This is a genomic window from Massilia sp. CFBP9012 (genome assembly GCF_034045115.1).
GTDB lineage: Bacteria > Pseudomonadota > Gammaproteobacteria > Burkholderiales > Burkholderiaceae_D > Telluria.
In genome coordinates this window covers 127,582-150,879 of sequence record NZ_JAXCWM010000003.1, presented here as the reverse complement: position 1 = coordinate 150,879, position 23,298 = coordinate 127,582, and the positions used below count along the sequence as shown (strand labels likewise).

General features: G+C 65.3%; 18 protein-coding genes. 13 read left to right on the top strand and 5 right to left on the bottom strand.

From position 1 onward, the window contains the following. Nucleotides 1–163 precede the first annotated feature (163 nt). The 5 genes from icmF (at nt 164) to SOM61_RS05550 (ending at nt 8,518) form a co-directional block, all read left to right on the top strand. The gene (gene icmF / locus SOM61_RS05570) at nt 164–3,451 is read left to right on the top strand and encodes a fused isobutyryl-CoA mutase/GTPase IcmF (protein WP_320473188.1); all 3,288 of its coding nucleotides are present in this window, start codon (nt 164–166) and stop codon (nt 3,449–3,451) included. A 30-nt stretch (nt 3,452–3,481) separates the two neighbouring features. Then, a complete protein-coding gene (locus SOM61_RS05565) occupies nt 3,482–3,811 on the top strand; it encodes a hypothetical protein (protein ID WP_320473187.1) in 330 nt (109 codons plus the stop codon). Between the two features lie 169 nt (nt 3,812–3,980). Next, nucleotides 3,981–6,758, top strand: coding sequence for an XrtA/PEP-CTERM system TPR-repeat protein PrsT (gene prsT, locus SOM61_RS05560; protein WP_320473186.1), 2,778 nt, complete (start codon nt 3,981–3,983; stop codon nt 6,756–6,758). A gap of 240 nt (nt 6,759–6,998) precedes the next feature. After that, complete coding sequence (locus SOM61_RS05555) at nt 6,999–7,598, top strand: GNAT family N-acetyltransferase (RefSeq protein WP_320473185.1); 600 nt, start codon at nt 6,999–7,001, stop codon at nt 7,596–7,598. 41 nt (nt 7,599–7,639) lie between these two features. Then, nucleotides 7,640–8,518, top strand: coding sequence for a ThiF family adenylyltransferase (locus SOM61_RS05550; RefSeq protein ID WP_320473184.1), 879 nt, complete (start codon nt 7,640–7,642; stop codon nt 8,516–8,518). Nucleotides 8,519–8,637: 119 nt separating this feature from the next. On the opposite strand, the gene pepA is transcribed toward SOM61_RS05550, so the two are convergent. From pepA to SOM61_RS05525, 5 genes are all read right to left on the bottom strand, one after another. Then, nucleotides 8,638–9,438 carry a flocculation-associated PEP-CTERM protein PepA gene (pepA, locus tag SOM61_RS05545; protein ID WP_320473183.1) on the bottom strand — a complete coding sequence of 267 codons (801 nt, stop codon included), beginning with the start codon at nt 9,436–9,438 and terminating at the stop codon, nt 8,638–8,640. A 180-nt stretch (nt 9,439–9,618) separates the two neighbouring features. After that, nucleotides 9,619–10,284, bottom strand: coding sequence for a class I SAM-dependent methyltransferase (locus tag SOM61_RS05540; protein WP_320473182.1), 666 nt, complete (start codon nt 10,282–10,284; stop codon nt 9,619–9,621). Between the two features lie 79 nt (nt 10,285–10,363). After that, entirely contained in the window at nt 10,364–11,092 is a 729-nt protein-coding gene (locus tag SOM61_RS05535) for a GNAT family N-acetyltransferase (protein WP_320473181.1), read from the bottom strand. A 311-nt stretch (nt 11,093–11,403) separates the two neighbouring features. Further along, nucleotides 11,404–12,009, bottom strand: coding sequence for an XrtA/PEP-CTERM system exopolysaccharide export protein (locus tag SOM61_RS05530; protein ID WP_320473180.1), 606 nt, complete (start codon nt 12,007–12,009; stop codon nt 11,404–11,406). Between the two features lie 191 nt (nt 12,010–12,200). Further along, nucleotides 12,201–12,968, bottom strand: a complete 768-nt coding sequence (locus SOM61_RS05525; RefSeq protein ID WP_320473179.1) for a S1 family peptidase — start codon at nt 12,966–12,968, stop codon at nt 12,201–12,203. Between the two features lie 401 nt (nt 12,969–13,369). Between SOM61_RS05525 and SOM61_RS05520 the strand changes: the two genes are divergently transcribed. The 8 genes from SOM61_RS05520 to xrtA are packed head-to-tail and all read left to right on the top strand — an operon-like array spanning nt 13,370 to nt 23,289. Further along, entirely contained in the window at nt 13,370–14,902 is a 1,533-nt protein-coding gene (locus SOM61_RS05520) for an XrtA system polysaccharide chain length determinant (RefSeq protein ID WP_320473178.1), read from the top strand. A gap of 26 nt (nt 14,903–14,928) precedes the next feature. Next, a complete protein-coding gene (locus SOM61_RS05515; protein WP_320473177.1) occupies nt 14,929–15,840 on the top strand; it encodes an XrtA-associated tyrosine autokinase in 912 nt (303 codons plus the stop codon). Beyond that, nucleotides 15,821–17,449: a TIGR03016 family PEP-CTERM system-associated outer membrane protein gene (locus tag SOM61_RS05510; RefSeq protein ID WP_320473176.1), complete on the top strand. Its 1,629-nt coding sequence runs from the start codon at nt 15,821–15,823 to the stop codon at nt 17,447–17,449. The genes SOM61_RS05515 and SOM61_RS05510 overlap by 20 nt, the downstream gene beginning before the upstream one ends. 27 nt (nt 17,450–17,476) lie before the next feature. Further along, nucleotides 17,477–18,502 carry an XrtA/PEP-CTERM system-associated ATPase gene (locus SOM61_RS05505; RefSeq protein ID WP_320473175.1) on the top strand — a complete coding sequence of 342 codons (1,026 nt, stop codon included), beginning with the start codon at nt 17,477–17,479 and terminating at the stop codon, nt 18,500–18,502. 36 nt (nt 18,503–18,538) lie between these two features. Continuing rightward, nucleotides 18,539–19,423, top strand: coding sequence for an XrtA system polysaccharide deacetylase (locus SOM61_RS05500; RefSeq protein WP_320473174.1), 885 nt, complete (start codon nt 18,539–18,541; stop codon nt 19,421–19,423). Next, on the top strand, nt 19,420–20,523 hold the full coding sequence (locus tag SOM61_RS05495) for a FemAB family XrtA/PEP-CTERM system-associated protein (RefSeq protein WP_320473173.1): 1,104 nt from the start codon (nt 19,420–19,422) through the stop codon (nt 20,521–20,523). Before SOM61_RS05500 ends, SOM61_RS05495 begins: the two co-directional genes overlap by 4 nt. A gap of 4 nt (nt 20,524–20,527) precedes the next feature. Further along, a complete protein-coding gene (locus tag SOM61_RS05490) occupies nt 20,528–21,721 on the top strand; it encodes a TIGR03087 family PEP-CTERM/XrtA system glycosyltransferase (protein ID WP_320473172.1) in 1,194 nt (397 codons plus the stop codon). Further along, on the top strand, nt 21,712–23,289 hold the full coding sequence (gene xrtA / locus SOM61_RS05485) for an exosortase A (RefSeq protein WP_320473171.1): 1,578 nt from the start codon (nt 21,712–21,714) through the stop codon (nt 23,287–23,289). Before SOM61_RS05490 ends, xrtA begins: the two co-directional genes overlap by 10 nt. Nucleotides 23,290–23,298 lie beyond the last annotated feature (9 nt).

Below are 23,298 nucleotides of genomic sequence, written 5' to 3'. Positions count from 1 at the left end.
ATAACAAGTAGCTTGCGCAATGGAACCTAATGTTGCCCCAGAGATACGCAATGTGAAATGGATCGAATGAGGCCGTATTACTTCGGCGCGAGCTTGACGTTAACGTTAACGTCATATAACTTACCAGCATCCCGTCCTCACCGATCTCAAGGACCCTCCCCTCATGAACGACATCACTCCCGTAGCGAAGCTCGACCTGCCCGAACAGCCACGCCTGGCCAACAAGGTCCGTTTCGTCACCGCCGCCTCGTTGTTCGATGGTCACGACGCCTCGATCAACATCATGCGCCGCATCCTGCAATCGAACGGCGCCGAGGTGATCCACCTCGGCCACAACCGCTCGGTCGACGAGGTGGTCACCGCGGCGCTGGCCGAGGACGCGCAGGGCATCGCCATCTCGAGCTACCAGGGCGGCCACGTCGAATACTTCAAATACATGATCGACCTGCTGCGCCAGCGCGGCGGGGCCCACATCAAAGTGTTCGGCGGCGGCGGCGGGGTGATCGTCCCGAGCGAGATCGAGGACCTGCACGCGTATGGCGTGACGCGCATCTTCAGCCCGGAAGACGGCCAGCGCATGGGCCTGGTCGGCATGATCCGCTCGATGCTCGAAGCTTGCGACGTCGACCTGTCGCCCTACGCCCCGACTTCGCTCGCGGCCCTGCGCGAAGGCGAGATCGCGGCGCGCCACCGTCCGCTGGCCCAGCTGATCACGGCGCTGGAAAACGATCGGGTCGCCCCCGGCCTGCGCAAGGAGATTCTGGACACGGCCGACACGCTGCGCGTGCCGACCCTGGGCATCACCGGCACCGGCGGCGCCGGTAAATCCTCGCTGACCGATGAACTGATCCGCCGCATCCGCCTCGACCAGGGCGACCGCCTGAACATCGCCGTGATCTCGATCGACCCGTCGCGCCGCAAATCGGGCGGCGCCCTGCTGGGCGACCGCATCCGCATGAATGCGATCAATCCGTGGAACGGGCAGCAGCGCGTGTTCATGCGCTCGCTGGCCACGCGCGAAGCGGGCTCCGAGATCTCGCAGGCCCTGCCCGACGTGATCGCGGCCTGCAAGGTGGCCGGCTTCGACCTCGTGATCGTCGAGACCTCGGGTATCGGCCAGGGCGACGCCGCCATCGTGCCGCATGTCGACACCTCGATGTATGTGATGACCCCGGAATTCGGCGCCGCCTCGCAGCTCGAGAAGATCGACATGCTCGATTTCGCCGATCTCATCGCGATCAACAAGTTCGACCGCAAGGGCGCGCTCGACGCGCTGCGCGACGTGGCCAAGCAATACCAGCGCAACCGCGAACTGTGGTCGATGAGCCCGGACCAGATGCCGGTCTACGGCACCCAGGCCTCGCGCTTCAACGACGACGGCGTGACCGCCCTCTACCACGGCCTGCTGCCGAAACTGGCGGCGCTGGGCTTGACACTCGAAAGCGGCAGCCTGCAGGCGCCGGCGCAGCGCTACTCGAGCGGCAAGAACGTGATCGTGCCGCCCGCGCGCAGCCGCTACCTGGCCGAGATCGCCGACACCGTGCGCGGCTACCACCGCCGCGTCGGCAAGCAGGTGACACTGGCGCGCGAGCGCCAGCAGTTGCAGGAAGCGCAGCGCATGCTGGCTGCGGCGGGCAAGGATGCCGACTTCGACGACGTGATCGCGCAGCGCGACAACGCCATGGACGGCGAAGCCAAGGCGCTGGTGGCCTCCTGGCCGCAGCTGCAGGCGACTTACGCCGGCGAAGAACACGTGGTGAAAATCCGCGACAAGGAAATCCGCACGCGCCTGGTCTCGACGACCTTATCCGGCAATCCGGTGCGCAAGGTGGCGTTGCCGCGCTTCGAGGACCATGGCGAAATCCTGCGCTTCCTGATGCTGGAGAACGTGCCGGGTTCCTTCCCCTACACCGCGGGAGTATTCCCCTTCAAGCGCGAGGGCGAGGATCCGACCCGGATGTTCGCTGGCGAAGGCGACGCCTTCCGCACCAACCGCCGCTTCAAGCTGGTATCGACCGGCATGGACGCCAAACGCCTGTCGACCGCCTTCGATTCGGTGACCCTGTACGGCGCCGACCCGGCACTGCGTCCCGACATCTACGGCAAGGTCGGCAACTCGGGCGTGTCGATCGCGACCCTGGACGACATGAAGGTGCTGTACGACGGCTTCGACCTGTGCAGCCCATCGACCTCGGTCTCGATGACCATCAACGGCCCGGCCCCGACCATCCTGGCGATGTTCATGAATACCGCCATCGACCAGCAGATGGACAAGTTCGTCGAGAAGAACGGGCGCCAGCCGACCGGCGCAGAGACCGAGGAAATCCGCGCCTGGGTGCTGACCGCCGTGCGCGGCACCGTGCAGGCCGACATCCTGAAGGAAGACCAGGGCCAGAACACCTGCATCTTCTCGACCGAGTTCTCGCTAAAGGTGATGGGAGACATCCAGGAATATTTCGTGACGCACGGCGTGCGCAACTTCTACTCGGTGTCGATCTCGGGCTACCACATCGCCGAAGCCGGCGCGAACCCGATCTCGCAGCTGGCCTTCACCCTGTCGAACGGCTTCACCTTCGTCGAAGCCTACCTGGCGCGCGGCATGCACATCGATGACTTCGCGCCGAACCTGTCGTTCTTTTTCTCGAACGGCATGGACCCGGAATACACGGTACTGGGCCGCGTGGCGCGCCGCCTGTGGGCGGTGGCCATGCGCGACAAGTACGGCGCCAACGACCGCAGCCAGAAGCTCAAGTACCATATCCAGACCTCGGGCCGCTCGCTGCACGCGCAAGAGATCGACTTCAACGACATCCGCACCACCCTGCAGGCGCTGATCGCGATCTACGACAACTGCAATTCGCTGCACACGAATGCCTATGACGAGGCGATCACCACGCCGACCGACGAATCGGTGCGCCGCGCCCTGGCGATCCAGCTGATCATCAACCGCGAATGGGGCCTGGCCAGGAACGAGAACCCGAACCAGGGTTCCTTCATCATGGACGAGCTGACCGACCTGGTCGAAGAGCAGGTGCTGCAGGAATTCGAGCGCATCGCCGAGCGCGGCGGCGTGCTGGGCGCGATGGAGACCGGCTACCAGCGCGGCAAGATCCAGGAAGAGTCGATGCTGTACGAACACCGCAAACACGACGGCAGCCTGCCGATCATCGGCGTCAATACCTTCCGCAACCCGAAGGGCGCGGGCGCGCCGGCCACGATCGAACTGGCGCGCTCGACCGACGACGAAAAACAATCGCAGCTGCAGCGCCTGGACGATTTCCACGGCCGCAACGCCGATACGGCGCCCGCCGCGCTGGCCGCCCTGCGCCAGGCCGCGATCGACAACGAGAACGTGTTCGCGCGCCTGATGGACGCGGTGCGCGTGTGCTCGCTGGGCCAGATCACGACTGCGCTGTTCGAGGTCGGTGGGCAATATCGGCGCAATATGTAGAATGGTTCCGTGTCCCCCACGGAGTCACCCATGTCCATCCAGCCAGACCAGCTCGCCGCCCTGATGCGCGAAGTCGAACGGGAAGACCCGATCGACTTCGCCGACCTGCCCTTCCCCGAGGACGAGATGCGCGCCATCGTCGCCAACCACCTGTGCGAGATGGCGGCGGCGATGGAGAGCTTCAGCGAGGAAGACCGCACGCTGACCTTGCTGGCCGTGTCGGCCAAGCTGGTGCTGGAAAACCTGGTGCTGCACGTGCAGCTGTTGCGGCGCCATGGCCTGCCGGTGGGCGAGAACGTGGAAGCCCTGCTGGGCCGGCTGCGCCGCGATCCGGGCCCGGCAGGCGGCGGCGAGGGATAATTTTCCCGTGTGGTAATTTTTTCAACATTCATGCAACACGCATCGGATAAGTTTTGCAATAGCTGTGTCCGTTTGTACACTGGTTGCGCGGTTCCTTCAGGTATGATTTGTTGTTGAGAATTTCGCTTACCCGGCGAAACGACCGTCTCCACTGCCTGAGGAATTCCACATGCCGCGCCATCCCACCAAGCTTAAACTCACCGCCGCCATCCTGACCGGCGCCCTCCTGACCGTCGGCCTGGCCGGCTGCAACCGGACCCAGTCGACCGAAACCCTGCTGGCGGAGGCGTCCGAGTACCAGCAAAAAGGTGATATCAAGGCTGCCCTGATCCAGCTCAAGAACGCCGTGGCGAACAGCCCGGAAGACGGCGAAGCACGCCTGGCGCTGGGCACCCTGCAGCTGTCCACCGGCGACAACGTCTCGGCCGAGAAGGAACTGGGCCGCGCGCGTTCGCTCGGCATCACCGACGAGCGGGTGCTGCCGCTGCTGGGCCAGACCCTGGCGCAGCAGGGCAAGTTCAAGGAGGTGCTGGAACTGATCACACCGGAAAAGGCCGGCAAGTCGGCCGCGCTGCTGTCGCTGCGTGGCGACGCCCTGCTGGGCAGCGGCAAGCCCGACGAGGCGAAGCAGGCCTACGAGACGGCCCTGGCCTCGAACGCCAATTCCGGCGACGCCCTGATGGGCCTGGCACGCCTGTCCGCCGTACGCGGCCAGCGCGATGCCGCCCTCCTCTACGTCGACCAGGCGGTGGCCAAGGATCCGAAAAATCCCGAAGTCTTCATCATGCAGGGCGCCATGCTGCGTTCGATGAACAAGCCGGACGAAGCCCTGGCCGCCTACGACAAGGCGCTGGCGCTCAAGCCGGATCACCGCGGCGCCCACATCGAGAAAGCCTATATCGAGATCGCGCGCGGCAAGTTCGACGCGGCGAAGAAAGAAGTCGAGGCGGCGGAAAAGAACTCGCCGGGCAGCCTGCTGGTGGTGTACACCCGCGCCCTGTATGAATTCTCGCAAGGCAAGCACTCGGCGGCGAAGGATGCGCTGGCCAAGATCCTCAAGGTCGCGCCCAACCATTATCCGAGCATCCTGCTGGCCGGCGCCTCCGAGCTGCAGCTGGGCGGCACCCAGCAAGCCGAGCAGCATCTGCGCAAATACCTGGAAGCCAATCCGAACAACGTCTATGCGCGCAAGCTGCTGGCCCAGGCCCAGCTCAAGAATTCCCAGCCGGCCGATGCCGCCGCCACCCTGGCGCCGGCCCTGAAAGCGGCGCCGCAGGATGCGCAGCTGCTGGCCCTGGCCGGCGAATCGTATATGCAGGTGCGCGACTTCGACAAGGCCAGCAACTACCTGCAGCAGGCCGCCACCCTGGCGCCGGAAGCGGCCGCCGTGCGCACCTCGCTGGGCCTGTCGCGCCTGGCCCAGGGCGACCAGGCGCGCGCGCTGAGCGACCTCGAAATGGCCGCGACGCTCGACCCCAAATCGCTCCAGGCCACCATGGCCCTGGTGCAAACCGAGATGGGCATGAAGCGCTACGACAAGGCGCTGGCCGCCGTCAATGCGCTCGAGAAGCAGCAGCCTGACAGCCCGCAAGTGCAGCAGCTCAAGGGCGCTGTCTACATGGTCCAGGGCAAGAACACGGAGGCGCGCACCGCCTTCGAGAAGGCGCTGTCGCTGCAGCCGAGCTTCCTGCCGGCGGTGACCAACCTGGCGCGCCTGGACGTGCAGGACAAGAAGCCGGACGCCGCCAAGGCCCGCTTCACCGCCTTCCTGGACAAGAACAAGGACAACGTCGAGGCCATGACGGCGCTGGCCGAGCTGGCCACGCTGCAAAAGAACCCGGCCGAGGCCACGAGCTGGTACGAGAAAGCCAGCGCGGCCCAGCCGAGCGCCACCGCGCCTGCGCTCAAGCTCGGCGCGCACTACCTGGCCACCGAACAGGCGCCCAAGGCGCTGGCGCTGGCGCGCAAGCTGCAAACCACGCATCCGACCGATGCCGGCGTGCTGGAACTGCTCGGCCAGTCGCAGGCCGCAAACAAGGACTTCAACGGCGCGCTCGACACCTACAGCAAGCTGGTCAACGTACTGCCGAAGGCGCCCGGCGCCCAGCTCCGCCTGGCCCAGGTGCAATTGGCGCTGAAGAACGAATCCGCGGCCGCCAACCACCTCAAGCGCGCGGTCGACCTCCAGCCCGACTTCGTGCCGGCGCGCCTGATGCAGGTCGAGCTGGCGCTGCGCGGCAAGCGTCCGGACGAGGCGCTGGCGGTGGCGCGCGCGCTGCAGAAGGCGGCGCCCAAGGCGCCGGTCGGCCACGTCGTCGAAGGCGACGTGTTGATGTCGCAGCAAAAATTCGCCCAGGCCGAGCAGTCCTATGAAAAAGGCCTGTCCCTGGCGCGCTCGTCGGAACTGACGGTCAAGGTGATGCAGGCCATGCAGGCCGGCGGCAAGAGCAAGGAAGCGCTGGCGCGCGGCCAGGCCTGGCTCGCCGCCCAGCCGGACGACGTGCGCGTCTCGCTGCTGGTGGCCGAACTGAACCTGTCAGCCAAGGATTACAAGGGCGCCATCGCCAAACTCGAGAACGCGCAGAAGCGCGCTCCCGAGCATCCGCTGGTGCTGAACAACCTGGCCTGGGCCTACCAGCAGGTGAAGGATCCGCGCGCGCTGGCGACCGCCGAGAAGGCCTACAAGCTGGCCGGCGACAGCCCGGGCGTGATGGACACCCTGGGCTGGGTGCTGGTGGAGCAAGGCGACACCGCGCGCGGCCTGCCACTGCTGCAGAAGGCCAGCAGCCAGGCGCCGAACTCGATGGAGATCCGCTACCACCTGGCCCAAGCCCTGCACAAGAGCGGCGACAAGGCCGGCGCACGCCGCGAGCTCGACAAGCTGCTGGCGTCGGGCACGCCGTTCGCCCACGCCGACGAGGCGCGCGCGCTGCTCAAATCGCTGTAAGCGGGGCGTTCGCCGCGGGGCCTTGCCGGGCTCCGCGGCGAACCCGCCGGCGCGTCACCGCCCCCGTCAATAAAGGCACGCTGCGGGCACGCCAGGGATGCGCAGCCTCATCCTATCGAACGCTGGATTTATTAATGTCGCGATAAGATAACGTTCTCCTAAATGAGGATGTTTATCGTGGACGACGATTCGTACGGAATCCGGCTTACCGATACTTCGGACGGTCGTAACACGGCCAGTATGCTGATCAACAGGATGTATGCCTGGCGCGGCTACACCGGAGATCACCAGCCCAGCAGCGACCCCAACCGCATCACCCTGACCGCCACCGACAAGGGCGACGTGGTCGGCACGCTCAGCATCGGCATCGACTCCGAGGTCGGCCTGATGGCCGACGAAATCTTCAAGGACGAACTCGACGCCCACCGCGGGCGCGGCGCGAAATTGTGCGAGTTCACCAAGTTCGCCTTCGACCCTTCGGTGCGCTCCAAGACGGCGCTGGCCAATGTGTTCCACCTGGCCGTGATCTACGCGCGCGACATGCATGGCTGCACCGACATCGTGATCGAGGTCAATCCGCGCCATCGGCGCTTCTACGAACGCATGCTGGGCTTTCGCAAGGAAGGTGAACTCAAGGTCAATCCGCGGGTCGATGCGCCGGCCTACCTGCTGCGCGTGAACCTGGTCTTCGTCACCGAACAGATCGCCCTGTTCGGCGGCAGCTACGCCGCCGAGGGCGAGACCGAGGAGCGCTCGTTCTATCCATATTTCTTTTCCCCACGCGAAGAGCGTGGCATTATCAATCGCCTGTTGCGCATGGATGAATCGCATCCGGCATGAGGGCCGGCGCCCTTGTTCCCCACTTCTTTCCTGAACCGTCAATGAATAAACCGTTCAACTACGAACAGGCGTTCTCGCGCAATATCGGCTGGGTCACGCCGGCCGAACAACAACAGCTGCGCGGCAAGCGCGTCGCCATTGCGGGCGGCGGCGGCGTCGGCGGCGTCCACCTGCTGACCCTGGCGCGCCTGGGCATCACGCGCTTCCACATCGCCGATTTCGACAGCTTCGACATCGCCAACTTCAACCGGCAAGTCGGCGCCATGATGTCGACTGTCGGCCAGCCCAAGGCCGAGGTGCTGGCGCGCATGGCGCGCGACATCAACCCCGAGATCGAGATCGCCATCTTCCCCGACGGCGTCCACAAGGACAACCTGGACGCCTTCCTGGACGGCGTCGACCTGTACGTCGACGCGCTCGATTTCTTCGCCTTCGATGCGCGCCAGCAGACCTTCGCCGCCTGCGCCCGGCGCGGCATCCCGGCCACCACCGGGGCGCCGCTGGGGATGGGCGCGGCCCTGCTCAACTTCATGCCGGGCAAGATGACCTTCGAAGAGTATTTCGGCTGGGGCGACCTGCCGGAGCAAGAGAAGGCGATCCGCTTCGTGGTCGGCCTGGCGCCCGCCGGCCTGCACCGGCCCTACCTGGTGGTGCCGGAATCGGTCAACCTGGCCGAGCAGCGCGGCCCATCGACCTTCATGGCTTGCCAGCTGTGCGCCGGCATCTGCGCCACCGAGGCGCTCAAGATCCTGTTGCAACGCGGCGACGTGCTGGCCGCGCCCTGGGGCATGCAGTTCGACGCCTACCGCAACAAGCTCAAGCGCACCTGGCGCCCGGGCGGCAACCGCCATCCGATCCAGCAGCTGATGCTGGCGATCGGACGGCGCCAGTTCGCGCGCATGGCGGCGGCCGGACGCTGAAGCACGCCGGCGCCGCGCCGGCCTCGTGAACGCCCGACGTCAAAAAGCCACTGCCGGATCGCTCCGGCAGTGGCTTTTTACCTTGCAGCGCTGGGCCTGCGACGCAGGCCCGTGCGTACTTAGGCGGCTTTCTTGTTGCGGCGACGGGCGGCGTACAGGCCCAGCATGCCCAGGCCCAGCAGGCCGACCGATGCAGGCTCAGGCACTTCGGCCACGTTGCTGAAGACCACGTCCAGCGAACCGTTGATTTCCTGGGTGCCGACCGGGTCGAAGTTGTTCAGCTGGCCCGACTGGAACGACAGGTCGTAGAACGGGTTTGGCGAGGTGAAGAACTGGGTACCGAAACCGGCCAGGGCGAAGCTCGAGCTGGCGCCGAAGCTGCCGCAGTTGATGCCGCTAGGACCGCAGGTCGGCAGGGTTGGGTCGAGCACGCCGAAGCCCGACAGTGGATCGCCTTCGGCCAGCAGCAGGTCGTCGTCGCTGTTGCCAACGGAGACCGGCGTGGCGCCGCTGCCTGGCATGGTGAAGGTCGAGTCCAGGTTGGCGTCCAGGTACATTCCCAGGCGGCCGCTGCCTTCGTCGAAGCGGAACACGTTCTTGCCGCCTTCGAAGGCGAAGGTGCCCGACGCGGTGTACAGGGCATACAGACCATAGTCGTTGTTCAGGCCGGTGCGGTTGACCGGGGTGGTGCCGCCGTTGGTGACGAATTGGCCGGCGTTCCACACCAGCGACACGTTGAAGGTGCCGTCGGTGTTGAAGGTGGCGATCTCGTTGTAGTTACCGGTGATCTTGTCGGCGGTGAACGAGCGGCCGTCGTATTCTACGGTGAACGGGTTGAAGTTATCAGCGTGGGCGGCGGCGCCGAACATCGAGGTAGCAGCGATTGCGCAAGCGATAATGGTCTTCGAAACTGCTTTCATCTTGGATCTCCTGGTTGTAGGGTTCGTACTAACAACCTCTATCTAGCAACCATCGTGCCAGCTAATCAGTTTCCTTTTAAATCAAACACTTAGATGGTTGTTTCGTAATAGAAATTATAACACTGTAAAAGATCCCGACACCCACATTTAAGAATTTCTCGCGCAGCTGTGGGTCTCGTCCTACAGGGGTTTCCGGAGCACCACATTCCAGGTGTTTCCGGAGGTGAATTCGCTGGCGATCTCGTAGCCCGCCGCCAGCACCTTGGCGCGCAGCTCTTCCACGTGGAAGGGGCTGTACAGGATGCCCTTGCGGATGCCCCAGTCATTGATCTTCTGCGCCGCCCAGCGCAGCGGGGCGAAGCCTGACGGATACAGCAGCACGTTGGCGGCCAGGGTCCCGCCCGGCTTGAGCACGCGCAGGATGTCGCGCAGGGCGCCATCGACGGTCGGAAAGCAGTGGATCGAGTTGGCGATATTGGCGGTGTCGAAGCGGTTGTCGGCGAACGGCAGCTGGGCCGCGTCGGCATGCTGCACCTCGACCAGTGGATTGCCGGCGAAGCGGCGCCTGGCGCCGGCCAGCATCGAGGGCGCATAGTCGATCCCGGTTACCTTGACCGGCGCGAGCTTGCGGCGGCGGCGCCAGTTCAGGACCATCTCGAGCAGGGTGCCGGTGCCGCATGCCACTTCCAGGTGATCCGGTCCGAAATTGGGCCCGAAGAAGCGCATCTGGGTGCCGATCGTGCTGTTGTAGGCGAAGGTGAGAATGAAAAAGCCGCGCAGGTCGTACCACCACGGTTCGGATGAATAGGCTTCGGCGATTTCATCCCTGGTCTTACCGGTCGTCATGGAGCGTCCTCATTGGATTGAAGTGAAGCGAGAAATATAGGGCGTTAATGACCTGCGGGCAAGCGCGGATCGATGCGGCTCAGCCCAGCTGGCGCAGGCGGTTGACGATGCCCGCCTCTTCGCGCGGCGAAAAGAACCACGGGAACAGCGAGCGCTCGCCCACCGCCTTGTCCTGCATGCCGCCCCATTTCTCCACTTGCTCGGTGCCGAAGGCGGTGTCGACGCGCAGCAGGACCGCCGGCGCCTGCACCCGCGGATTGGGGCGCGACTCGCACACGGTCTGGAAGCCGAGCATGGCTTCGTAGAAACGGCGATGGCGCGGATTGACTTCGATGAAGATGTCGCGGCAGCCGTTCAGGTCGCGCGCATAGATCAGGGCCACGTGGAATAGCGAGGCCAGCACCGCCTTGGACTTGACCGCCGGGTCGACCGCGAGCTTGGTGATCTCGCACACCCGGCCGTTGCCGCGGCGCACGTCGATGCAATCCTTGAACACCTGGTCGGCCAGCAGGCCAATGTCGGAATCCAGGCCCAGGCTCAGCGTGCCGAACACCTGGCCGTGGTCGGATGCCGTCAGCGTGATCCGGTTGGGATCGCTATGCACCTGGTGGTTGCCGCTATAGCCGCGCCAGGAATACATCTTACTGATGAGCATGCTCGCGGAATTACGCTGGGAATCGATGTCGGCTGCGCGAATGCCGAACACGCGCTCATTGATGGCGACGTCGATAATGCTGGGCATGCTGGAAGCAGCCGCATCGTCGCCGCCCGGACCGGCGCAGAAGGCCGGCGCTATTGTCTCGATCATGGTCTTTCTCCAGGCAGGACCGGCGCCTCTTGCGCCCGTAGCAATCCTGATCATCATAGCATCGGAAATTACAATTTATCAATTGTATTAACAAAAAGTATTTGCCGTTTTGACATTTATAACGCAGACCCAATACCGCGACGATAGCAGTTTACGCAGGCTCTGCGGCGCGCACGGACAAGAAGATGCGTAGATCACGGCCGCATGGCAGCCGGAATACTGGAAAACAGGAAGGGAGCGGCGACTAGCCGCGTCGGCAAGATTGCCGGCGCAAGAGACCGGCTGCAAAGCCGGTCTTGCAGGGGAAGGGCTTAGAAGAAGCTTTCCGGGATCACCAGGATATCGCCAGGACGCATCATGATGTTCGCCGAGATATCGCCGTCATTGATCAGGTCGTCAAGGCGGACATTGATTTTTTCCTGCTTGCCTTCGACGGTGCGCACGATGCTGGCCTTGTTGCCCGAGGCGAATTCAGTCACGCCGCCGACCGCGATCAACACATCCATCAGCGACATTTCGCGGCGATATGGCAATGCCTGCGGACGGGCGGCCTGGCCGATCACGCGGATCTGCTCGTTGAAGTTGCCGACAAAATTGGTCACGACCACGGTGACCACCGGCTGCTGGATGAACTGGGCGAGGGCCTGTTCGATGTCGCGCGCCAGCTGGGTCGAGGTCTTGCCGGCGGCAGGGAGGTCTTCAACCAGCGGGGTCGTGATCTTGCCGTCAGGACGGACCGGCACCGACATCGACACTTCCGGATTACGCCAGACAATGATGTTGACGGCATCGCCAGGCCCGATCAGGTAGTCCGGGTTGACCGGCGCCAGCGCGGCGGTGCTGGGTGGCACCGGGGTGGAACAGCCGCCCAGCAGGAGCATGCAAGCGGCGGCGCCGGCTGCCAACAGATTCTTCATGGTTTTCGTCATCATCGCGTTCATCCCCTCGCGCCTTACCTGTCCCATGGACTAGTGTTTGGCGTGAATCAAAAATTGTTATTTCGCCATCATGGCCCGCGCTATTGTAGCGCAGACGGCCGCGTCGGCAAGCCGTGCACAATTGAAATCTTTTATCTTGCCGCAAGTAGTTACATCGCCATCGGATGGCGCTAGCGATCCAGCAGTTCCTGCACGTGCCGCACCGGGATGGCATACGTGATCCCGCTTGGGGCCGAGATCGCGGACTCCTTCAAGCCTTTCACGAATACCATATTGATCACGCCCAGCACCATGCCGGTCTCCGGATCGTACAGTGGCGAGCCGCTGTTGCCGGGATAGGCTGTACCGTCGAGCTGGTAGATACTGAACGGGCTGCGCTGCAGCCGGGCCGCCGCGCGCGCGTCGAGCCGGCGCGCGTTGAGCGAAGGCTGCATCACCGGGGTGACCGCTGCCAGCAGCGCGCGATGGGTAGCCGGGTGCAGGCCCAGCACCATCCCGAGCGGGAAGCCGGTGAAGGCCAGTGCCTGGCCCTCTGCCGCCCCGGCCGCATTCCCCAGGCGCAGGGCCGGGAGCGGCGCGCCTTCCAGGCGCAGGTGCGCCAGGTCGTGCTCCCGGTCCAGGGCGACCAGCTGCGCCGGACGGAAACGCACGCCGGCGCCATCCGGCAAGACCACGCCAAGCTGCTCCATGCGAGCGGCATCGAGCTTGTCGGGCACGACGTGGGCATTGGTAATCACGCTCAGGCCGTCGCCGACCACGAAGCCCGTACCGCTGAACACGATCGCCGGGCTGCGCGTTTGCAGCTGGGTGCCGACGCCCACGATCGACGGCTTCACCGCCGCTACCGTCTGCGGCAGGGTCGCCGCCCGCGTCAATCCCCCCGCCAGGCACAGCAGCGCAGCGGCCACCACGTATCTTCCAAACAAACGTCGCGTCATCAAAACATCACAATCTTCAGGTAGTTGTAACAGGCGTGAGGCAATCGTACGGCCCCTTTCCTTTTTTAAACATTACAATAAGCTTCTTTGAATTTCAGCAACTATTTGAGATCACGCGGCGCGCGGCCTGGACTGGGCGGTACATCCCGAATCCTCAGATCGTTACGTGAAATACCACAAGCGCATTCCTTAAATGTTTGCGATAATGCAACAATGACGTTGCGATGCACCATTCCGCATCGTTCTGTCCGAATGAAGTAGTGTTGCAAACCGATGGCATCGGTGACCGAGAATCGCTAGATTCCCCTACCCTCAATTGCAATTGCTTAGGGTACAAGCGATCATGCTTATTGTTTTTTGTTGCCCCTGCACGCCAGGCCCTGACCAACGAGATCGACACGATGGCTGAAATTACATCCCAGATTCTTCACTTATTAAAAGCCATCGGCAAGTACCGCTGGCACGCAGTCGCGATCACATGGGTCGTCGCACTGGTTGGCTGGGGGATGGTCTACCAGCTACCCAACCAGTACGAGGCAAAGGCGCGCGTCTATGTCGACACCCAGACCATTCTCAAGCCGCTGATGTCGGGCATGACCACACTGCCGAACCTGAACCAGCAAGTCCAGTTCATGCGTCGCACGCTGCTCAGCCGCCCCAACGTGGAACGGGTGGTGCGCGACCTCGACCTCGATGTCAATTCCAGCAGCGGCAAGGAGTTCGACAAGGTGGTCGACGACCTGATCTCCAAGATCAAGATGGTCGGCACCGGTCGTGACGACATCTACACGATCAGCTATACCGGCACCAGCGCGCAGCAGGCGAAGGACGTGGTGCAGGCCTTCCTGACCATCTTTGTCGAAGGCAGCTTCGCCGGCAAGAGGCAGGATTCCGAGAAGGCTGTCCAGTTCATCGACGAGCAGATCCGCAGCTACGAAGAGCGCCTGGCCGCGGCCGAGAATTCGCTCAAGGAATTCAAGATCAAGAACATCGGCATGCTGCCGCGCGAAGGCGCCGACTACGGCGCGCGCATGATGTCGTCCAGCGAAGCCCTGAACCAGGCGCAGCTCGACCTGGCCGAGGCCGAGCAGGCACGCAACGCGATCCGCCGCAAGATTTCGGGCGACAACAGCGGTGGCGGCAGCCGCAGCGTCCCGGTCGTGCAAGACCCGGCGCTGGATGAGCGCATCGCCAGCGTGAACAAGAACCTGGACGGATTGCGCACGCAGTACACCGAACAGCATCCCGACATCGTCGCCAACCGCCGCCTGCTCGAGCAGTTGATGGAGCGCCGCGCCGAGCTGGCCAAGAACCCGGCGCCGAGCAGCGATCCGGGCGCCAACTACAGTCCGATGCTGCAGCAGCTGAACGTGCAGCTGTCCGAAGCCGAGGCGCGCGTGGCCTCGCTGCAGGCGCGCGTGGCCGAATTCAGCGCCCGCGTGACCCGCCTGCGCGGCCAGAGCGAGCAGGTGCCGGAAGTCGAAGCCCAGCTGGCCCAGCTCAACCGCGACTATGAAGTCAACCGCGCCAACTACCAGCGCCTGGTCGAGCGGCGCGAGTCGGCCAAGCTGTCGGGCGAAGTGTCGTCGGTGACCGATATGCTGACGTTCCGCGTGATCGATCCGCCGACCGCCCCCGCCATCCCTGCCGGTCCCAACCGCCTCCAGCTGTTCACCTTGGTCTTCCTCGGCGCCCTTGGCGCCGGCCTGGCCAGCGCCCTGCTGCTGAGCCAGCTGCGGCCGACCTTCCTGAGCCCGGCCGCGCTGCGCGAGACCACCGGCCTGCCGATCCTTGGTTCGGTAAGCATGAACTGGACGTCCGAACAGACCGTGCTGCGCAAGCGCCGCCTGATCATGCTTGCCGCCTCGGTGCTCGTGCTGTTCTGCGCCTATGCCGCCGGCATCGCCGCCATCCTGATCCGCCCTACGATGTAAGGCCGGCTGGCCTACAAGGAGTGAATGTGAGTATTATCGAAAAAGCGGCCAGCCGCATCGACAAGCAGCGCCAGAACGCCGCCCCCGCCGTCAACCATTTGCCGGCCGAGGCCGGCGCGGATGCCGCGCCCGCCGCCGTCCTGGTGGAAGTGCCTGCGACGGAAGCCGCGCAAGCGCTGCCGGGCGCCGCCCCTGGCGCAGCGCCTGCCCGCACGCGGCGCGTCGAACTCGACCTGAACCGGATGCGCGAACTGGGCATGGTCACCGCCGCTGGCGGCCGCACCAACCTGCTGGAAGAATTCCGCATCATCAAGCGTCCGCTGCTCAAGCGCGCCTTCGCCGAGCGCGGTCCGAAGGACAACCCGGCCAACCTGATCATGATCACCAGCTCGCTGCCCGGCGAAGGCAAGACCTACTGCGCGATCAACCTGGCGATGAGCATCGCCATGGAGCTCGACCATACCGTGCTGCTGGTCGATGCCGACGTGGCGCGCCCATCGGTGCTGCGCACCCTTGGCCTGCCAACCCAGCGCGGCCTGATGGACATCCTGGTGGACAAGGAACTCGACCTGGCGGACGTCATGCTGCGCACCAACGTCGATACGCTGGCCATCCTGCCGGCTGGCACCGCCACGCCGCGCGCCACCGAACTGCTGGCCAGCTCGACGATGACGGCCATGCTGAACGAGCTGGCGAACCGCTACCCCGACCGCATCATCATCTTCGATTCGCCGCCGCTGATGCTGACCAGCGAAGCGCGCGTGCTGGCCAGCCACATGGGCCAGATCGTGGTGGTGGTGGAAGCCCAGACCACGACCCAGCATGCGGTCAAGGAGTCGCTGCACCAGCTCGAAGGCATGAGCAACGTCAATCTCATCTATAACAAGACCAGGGACATTCCCGGCATCGAAGAAACGTATGACTATCACTACGGCTAAGCTTTCCGCCGCCAGCATCGGCGCCGGGCGCGGGACCTTGCGTCTGGCGCCGATGGCGGCCGCGCTGCTGCTGGCCTCCGTTCCCGCGCATGCCGACTGGCGCGTGACGCCGACCATGACACTGAGCGAGATCTGGACCGACAACGTCAACCTGACCGATGATTCACTCGCGCACAGCGAACTGATCACCCAAGTGTCGCCAGGCTTCGAGGTCACCCAGCGCAGCCGGCGCCTGACCGTGAACGCGGCAGCCCAGCTGCACGCCTTCCACTACCTGCACGATAGCGACGAACGTGGCCTCGACGGCAGTCCCGGCGCGGACGAGGATGGCGCCTTCCGCAGTCCGGCCACCATCCAGCGCAGCTACCGCGGCAACCTGCGCGGCGAGCTGGCCCGGGACCTGTTCTTCATCGACGCGAGCGCCTCCCGCGGCCAGCAGAACATCTCCGCCTTCGGCCCCCGGATCAACAACGATGCGTATTCGCGCAACAACCGTACCGACATCGAAACCTGGAGCATCAGCCCATACCTTGTGCACCGCTTTGGCAACACCGCTTCCGGCCAGCTGCGCTACACGCGCGACTCGGTGGGCGGCGGCGAGAACGTCGGATTCCGGCGCACCGGCGGCGACACCCTGCAAGCCATGCTGGCCAGCGGTCCGTCGTTCCGCACCATCGGCTGGGGCATCAACTACAACAAGCAGGAGCTGAAAGGCGACCGCTATGGCGACTCTTCCAGCGAGACCCTGGCGGCCAACCTGAGCTACATGGTCAGCGGCCGCCTGGCGCTGCTGGCCAACGGAGGCTACGACCGCTACGAGTTCGAGGGCCTGGGCGGCGGCGACCAGGGCGCCAACTGGTCGCTGGGCTTTCGCTGGACGCCTTCGGCGCGCACCAGCCTGCAGGCCACGGCCGGACGCCACTTCTATGGCAATACCGGCAGCCTGCTGGCCACGCACCGCACCCGCCGCACCAGCTGGAACCTCACCTACGCCGACACGATCACCACCTCGCGCCAGCAATTCCTGCTGCCGTCGACCATCGACACCGCCGGCCTGCTCGACCGCATGTTCGCGACCGCCTACCCCGATCCGATCGAGCGCGCGCGGGTCGTGCAGGCCTATCTGCAGCAGACCGGCTTGCCGCCGTCGCTGTCGGAAAGCGTCAATTACCTGAGCAACCGCTTCATGCGCCAGAAGATGCTGCGCGCATCGATGGTGTACCGCAAGGGACGCAGCAGCGCCTCGCTCTCGGCCCACGTCAGCGACCGCAACGCGATCTCCGACCAGCAGAGCGACAGCCCCTTGCTGGGCAGCCAGCAGGGCCGCTTCAGCGACAACGTGCGCCAGCATGGGCTCACCGGGTATTACACCTACCGGCTCAACTCCCAGTCCAACCTGGTCGCCGGCTACGATCTCGACGAAAGCGAATCGCGCAACACCGATTACCGCAACTACCAGCGCACGATGCGCGTGGGCCTGACGCGCCGCTTCGGCGATGCCCGGGCCTCGGTCGACGTGCGCCGCCGCAGCGGCGATCTCGGCAACCGGACCAGCGCCGGCACCTATACCGAGAATTCGGTATCGGCCAGCCTGATGATGATGTTTTAAGCGCAACGGAACCAGAACGGAACCACGATGTACGAATCCTATTATGGCCTGTCGGCCAAGCCCTTCCAGCTCCGCCCGGACCCGCACTTCTTCTTTGGCTCCAAGGGCCACAAGCGCGCCATGGCCTACCTCGAATACGGCCTGTCGCAGGGAGAGGGCTTCATCGTCATCACGGGCGAAGTGGGCGCCGGCAAGACCACGCTGGTGCGCAACCTGCTGGGCCACATCCCGCTCGACCAGATCGTGGCGGCGCACATCGTCAACACCAGCCTCGATCCGGAAGACACGCTGCGCATGGTGGTCTCCGCCTTCGGCCTGCCCTACGAGGGCGCCAGCAAGGCCGAGCTGCTCAATCGCCTGGAACAATTTTTGCGCTCGGTCGACCGCCAGGGCAAGCGCGCCCTGCTCGTAATCGACGAGGCCCAGAACCTGAACGCGCGCACGGTCGAGGAACTGCGCATGCTGTCCAACTTCCAGACCGACGACCGCTCGCTGCTGCAAACCTTCCTGCTCGGACAGCCGGAATTCCGCGCCACGCTGCACAGCCCCACCATGCAGCAGCTGCGCCAGCGCGTGATCGCCAGCTACCACCTGGGGCCGATGGATGCGCCGGAAACCCGCGCCTACGTCGAGCACCGCCTGGCCACGGTCGGCTGGAAGGGCGATCCCGCCTTCGACGACAGTGCGCACGCGGTGATCTACGCCTACAGCGGCGGCATCCCGCGCAAGACCAATACGCTGATGGACCGCGTGCTGCTGATGGGCTACCTCGAAGAGCTGCATGGATTCACCGGCGCCCATATCGAGGAAGTGGTGCGCGACATCTCGGACGAGTTCCAGGCCCCGGATGGACTGGGCGAGCCGGATCCGGCGTCCATGCGCGCTGCCTCAGGCCAGCACGACCTGCAGCACGGCGAACGGCGCACCGCCAGCGTCGAGCAGCTCGACGAACGCATGATGCGCCTCGAAAAATCGATCGTCTCGGTGCTGTCGATCCTCAAGAAGATCGCCGCCACCCCGCCCGGCTCGCAGCGCCAGCTGGACCAGGAATAACCCGGAACTAGCCCCCTTTTCAGGAATGGACTTGGCATGAAAATGACCGCTCCCGCCGCCCGCCCGCGTCCCGCGCCGGGCGAACAGATCCGCAATGCGATGACCTGCGACGTCGAGGATTACTTCCAGGTCTCGGCCTTCGCCCCCTATATCGACCGCGCCAGCTGGCCGACCCGCGAATGCCGGGTCGAGGCCAATATGGAACGCATCCTGGCGCTGTACGAGCGCCACGGCGTACGCGCTACCTTCTTCACCCTGGGCTGGATCGCCGAGCGCTATCCCGCCATGGTGCGCCGGATCGTCGATGCCGGCCACGAACTGGCCAGCCACGGCTACGGCCACCTGCGCGCCTCGGACCAGAGCCGCGCCGAATTCGACAACGACATCCGGTCGAGCAAGGCGCTACTGGAAGACATCGGCGGCCAGGCCGTGGTGGGCTACCGCGCGCCGAGCTTCTCGATCGGCCACGCCAACCTGTGGGCGCTGGACGCGCTGCACGAAGCCGGCTACCGCTACAGCTCGAGCATCTATCCGATCGCCCACGACCACTACGGCATGCCGGACGCGCCGCGCTTCGCCTTTTACCCGAACGGCCCGGACGGACTGCTGGAAGTGCCGATCACCACGGTCAAGATGGCGGGCCGCAACCTGCCGGCCGGCGGCGGCGGCTACTTCCGCCTGCTGCCCTACGCGCTGTCGCGCTGGATGATGGAAAAGGTCAACCGCGAGGACGGCGAACCGGCCCTGTTCTACTTCCACCCATGGGAAGTCGATCCCGGCCAGCCGCGTCCCGAAGGCCTGGGCGCCAAGGCGCGCTTCCGCCACTACGTCAATATCGACCGCATGGAGCGGCGCCTGGAACAGCTGGCGCGCGACTTCAAGTGGGACCGCATGGACCGCATCTTCCTGGACAAGCCATGAACTCGATCATCGAAGCGGCGCAGGCCAGGCGCGCGATGCCTTCCACCGCAGGCACCGCCAGCGCCCAGACCCTGCGCCTGATGCAGCCGCAGGATTGCGCGCGCTGGGACGCTTTCGTGCGCGCCTGCCCCAACGCCACTTTCTTCCACCTGTCGGGCTGGCAGAAAGTCATCGAGCAGTCGTTCGGCATCAAGACCTGGTTCTACTTCGTGGAACAGGACGGCCAGATCGAGGGCGTGCTGCCGCTGGCCGAGATCAAGAGCCGCCTGTTCGGCCATTCGCTGGGCGCGATGCCGTTCTGCGTCTACGGCGGCGTGGCGGCGCTGAACGACGGCGCACGCGCGCTGCTCGACGAAGCGGCCGACCTGCTGGCCAAGAAGCTCGGCGTGGGCCACCTGGAATACCGCGGCATGCACCGCGCCCATCCGGGCGACGCTTCCTGGCACACCAAGGAACTCTACGTCACCTTCCGCAAGGAGATCACGGGCGACGACGAGGCCAATATGAACGCCATCCCGCGCAAGCAGCGCGCCATGGTGCGCAAGGGGATCAAGCTCAACCTGAAAGGCGTGGTCGAGGACAACGTCGACCGCATGTTCGAGGCCTATGCCACCAGCGTGCTGCGCCTGGGCACCCCGGTGTTCCCGAAAAAATACTTCGCCCTGCTGCAGACGACCTTCGGCGACGAGTGCGAGGTGCGCACGATCCTGACCGAAGACGACCGCCTGGTCGGCTCGGTGCTGTCGTTCTACTGGCGCGACGAAGTGGTGCCCTACTACGGCGGCGGCACCGACCTGGCGCGCAGCGTGGCCGGCAATGACTTCATGTACTGGAACCTGATGCAGGCCGCCGCCGCGCGCGGTTGCCGCATCTTCGACTTCGGCCGCAGCAAGCTGGGCACCGGCGCCTACGACTTCAAGAAGAACTGGGGCTTCGAAGCCCAGCCGCTGCCCTACGAATACAAGCTGTACGCATCGACCGCGCTGCCGGACAACAATCCGCTGAACCCGAAGTACCAGCTGTTCATCAAGATGTGGAAGAAGCTGCCCATGCCGGTGGCGAACTTCCTCGGTCCCTACATCGTGCGCAACCTGGGGTAATGCCGTGCAAGACCTGCTGCTCCTGATCCACCGCATCCCCTACCCGCCCAACAAGGGCGACAAGATCCGCTCGTACAACCTGCTCAAGCACCTGGCGCGCGACTACCGGGTGCACCTGGCCACCTTCGTGGACGACGCCGACGACTGGCAGCACGTGCCCAAGGTGGAGGCGATGTGCGCCAGCAGCCATTTCGCAGCGCTCAATCCCCTGCTGGCGCGCGTGCGCAGCCTGGGCGCGCTGGTCAAGAACCGCTCGCTGTCGCTGGACTACTACCAGGATGCCGGCATGGCGCGCTGGGTCGAGCAGACCGTGGCCGCGCATGGCATCAAGCGCGTGATGGTGTTCTCGTCGCCGATGGCGCAATACGTCGACCACCATCGCGACGCGCGCCGCGTGATCGACTTCTGCGACGTCGACTCGGACAAATGGCGCCAGTACGCCGACAAGAAGTCCTGGCCCATGAGCTGGCTGTACCGCCACGAGGCGCGCCAGCTGCTGCGCTACGAGCGCCAGGTGGCCAGCCAGTACGACGCCTCGCTGTTCGTCTCCAAGCCCGAGGCCGACCTGTTCCGCCAGCTGGCGCCCGAGAGCGTGGCGCGCATCGGCCACTTCAGCAACGGGGTCGACACCGATTACTTCTCGCCCGAGCACGAGCTGGCCAGCCCGTTCGCTCCGAATGAGCGGGCGCTGGTGTTCACCGGCGCCATGGATTACTGGCCCAATGTCGACGCCGTGCAGTGGTTCTGCGACGACGTGTTCCCGGCCCTCGCCGCGCACGACCCGGCGCTGCGCTTCTACATCGTCGGCTCGCGCCCGAACCCGCAGGTCCAGGCCCTGGGCCAGCTGCCCGGCGTGACCGTGACCGGCACCGTGCCCGACGTGCGTCCCTATATCCGCCACGCCACGCTGGCGGTGGCGCCGCTGCGCATCGCGCGCGGCATCCAGAACAAGGTACTCGAGGCGATGGCCATGGGCACGCCGACGGTGGTCTCGCCGCAGGCGCTGGAAGGCATCGACGCGGTGCCGGACCAGGAGCTGGCGGTGGCCGACGGCGCCCCGGCCTGGATCGCGGCCCTGGGGACCCTGCTGGCGCGCAGCAACCATGACATGGGCCGCGCCGCACGGGCGCGGGTAGAACATCATTACAGCTGGCCGAGCAACCTGGCCTGCATCGAGGAGCGACTGGAATGCTCGTGAACCCACCCAACGACCTGGCCGCCGCCGCACCCGGCGTCGCCGCGACTCCGCTGGCGCCCTCGAGCGCGATGCTGATCGCGCTCGCCCTGCTGGCCCCCTTCTTCCTCTACCTCGGCACCGCCCAGTCGCTGGTGACGATCTGGAACAGTTCCGAGACCTTCGCCCACGGCTACGCCATCCTGCCGATCAGCCTGTGGCTGATCTGGCGCCGGCGCGCGGTGTTCAATGCGGTGCCGGCGCGGCCCTGGGCCCCGGCCCTGCTGCTGCTGGCCATGCTGGGCGCCGGCTGGCTGCTGGCGCGCATGGGCGAGGTGCAGGTGGTGATGCAGTACGCCTTCGTCTCGATGTTCCCGGTGATCGCGCTGGCCATGCTGGGCCCGCGCCTGGCGGGGGCACTGGCTTTTCCCCTTCTTTTCCTGCTGCTGGCCGTCCCGTTTGGCGAAGTCTTCGTCGGCCCCCTGATCAACCTCACCGCCGACTTCACCGTGTGGGCGGTGCAGGCCACCGGCATCCCGGTGCTGCGCAACGGCACCCGCTTCGAGCTGCCGACCGGTTCCTGGTCGGTGGTCGAAGCCTGCAGCGGCGTGCGCTACCTGATTTCCTCGTTCACCCTGGGCTGCCTGTACGCCTACCTGACCTACCGCTCCACCAAAAAGCGCCTGCTGTTCGTGGCGGTGTCGATCGTGGTGCCGATCATTGCCAACGGCTTGCGCGCCTACATGATCGTGATGATCGGCCACCTGTCGGGCATGGAACTGGCCACCGGCGTCGACCACCTGATCTATGGCTGGGTGTTCTTCGGCCTGGTGATGCTGCTGATGTTCTGGGTCGGCAGCTTCTGGCGCGACGACGACGAGCTGCCGGTCGCTGATGCGGCCACGACGGCCGCCGCTACCGTGCCGGGCAACCCGGCGCCGGCCTCGATGGCCCGCATGGCGGCAATGTGCGCCGCCGTGGTGGCGCTCACCGCCGTGTGGCCGGGCTTCGCGCGCTACAACGACGCCGCCAACCTCAATCCGCAGCCGGTGCAGCTGTCCACGGTGGCGGTGAGCTGGCCGCAGGTGGCGCCATTCGCCAGCTGGACCCCGCGCTGGGTCAACCCGGACGCGACCTACCGCGCCACCTTCCGCAACAGCGAAAGCATGCCGCCGGTCGCGCTCGACATCATGTACTACCGCAACCAGCGCAACGGCAAGGCCCTGATCAGCTCCGTCAACACCCTGGCCACCTCGGACGATGCCTGGCATGCGGTCGGCGGCGCGCTGCGCAGCGAAACCCTGGGCGGCCAGCCGCTGACCCTGCGCGAGACGCGCCTGAACGGCCCGGGCGGCCAGATCCTGGTGTGGCAGTGGATGTCGATCGATGGCCACCTGACGGCCAACAACTACGTCGGCAAGCTGCTGCAGGCCCAGGCCAAGCTGCGCTTCCGCGGCGACGACGGCGCCGTGGTGCTGCTGTCGGCGCCGGTGCGCGACAATCCGGAAGCCGCGCGCGCCGCCCTGCGCGCCTTCCTGGCGGGCCAGGGCCAGGCGGTCGAGCGCGCGCTGGACCATGCGCGCACCCATTGACGCGCACGA

Excerpts from the sequence above, each read along its gene's own strand:
- icmF (WP_320473188.1), top strand. The coding sequence starts at position 164 with ATGAACGACATCACTCCCGTAGCGAAGCTCGACCTGCCCGAACAGCCA.
- SOM61_RS05565 (WP_320473187.1), top strand. The coding sequence starts at position 3,482 with ATGTCCATCCAGCCAGACCAGCTCGCCGCCCTGATGCGCGAAGTCGAA.
- prsT (WP_320473186.1), top strand. The coding sequence starts at position 3,981 with ATGCCGCGCCATCCCACCAAGCTTAAACTCACCGCCGCCATCCTGACC.
- SOM61_RS05555 (WP_320473185.1), top strand. The coding sequence starts at position 6,999 with ATGCTGATCAACAGGATGTATGCCTGGCGCGGCTACACCGGAGATCAC.
- SOM61_RS05550 (WP_320473184.1), top strand. The coding sequence starts at position 7,640 with ATGAATAAACCGTTCAACTACGAACAGGCGTTCTCGCGCAATATCGGC.
- pepA (WP_320473183.1), bottom strand. The coding sequence starts at position 9,438 with ATGAAAGCAGTTTCGAAGACCATTATCGCTTGCGCAATCGCTGCTACC.
- SOM61_RS05540 (WP_320473182.1), bottom strand. The coding sequence starts at position 10,284 with ATGACGACCGGTAAGACCAGGGATGAAATCGCCGAAGCCTATTCATCC.
- SOM61_RS05535 (WP_320473181.1), bottom strand. The coding sequence starts at position 11,092 with ATGATCGAGACAATAGCGCCGGCCTTCTGCGCCGGTCCGGGCGGCGAC.
- SOM61_RS05530 (WP_320473180.1), bottom strand. The coding sequence starts at position 12,009 with ATGAAGAATCTGTTGGCAGCCGGCGCCGCCGCTTGCATGCTCCTGCTG.
- SOM61_RS05525 (WP_320473179.1), bottom strand. The coding sequence starts at position 12,968 with ATGACGCGACGTTTGTTTGGAAGATACGTGGTGGCCGCTGCGCTGCTG.
- SOM61_RS05520 (WP_320473178.1), top strand. The coding sequence starts at position 13,370 with ATGGCTGAAATTACATCCCAGATTCTTCACTTATTAAAAGCCATCGGC.
- SOM61_RS05510 (WP_320473176.1), top strand. The coding sequence starts at position 15,821 with ATGACTATCACTACGGCTAAGCTTTCCGCCGCCAGCATCGGCGCCGGG.
- SOM61_RS05505 (WP_320473175.1), top strand. The coding sequence starts at position 17,477 with ATGTACGAATCCTATTATGGCCTGTCGGCCAAGCCCTTCCAGCTCCGC.
- SOM61_RS05500 (WP_320473174.1), top strand. The coding sequence starts at position 18,539 with ATGAAAATGACCGCTCCCGCCGCCCGCCCGCGTCCCGCGCCGGGCGAA.
- SOM61_RS05495 (WP_320473173.1), top strand. The coding sequence starts at position 19,420 with ATGAACTCGATCATCGAAGCGGCGCAGGCCAGGCGCGCGATGCCTTCC.
- xrtA (WP_320473171.1), top strand. The coding sequence starts at position 21,712 with ATGCTCGTGAACCCACCCAACGACCTGGCCGCCGCCGCACCCGGCGTC.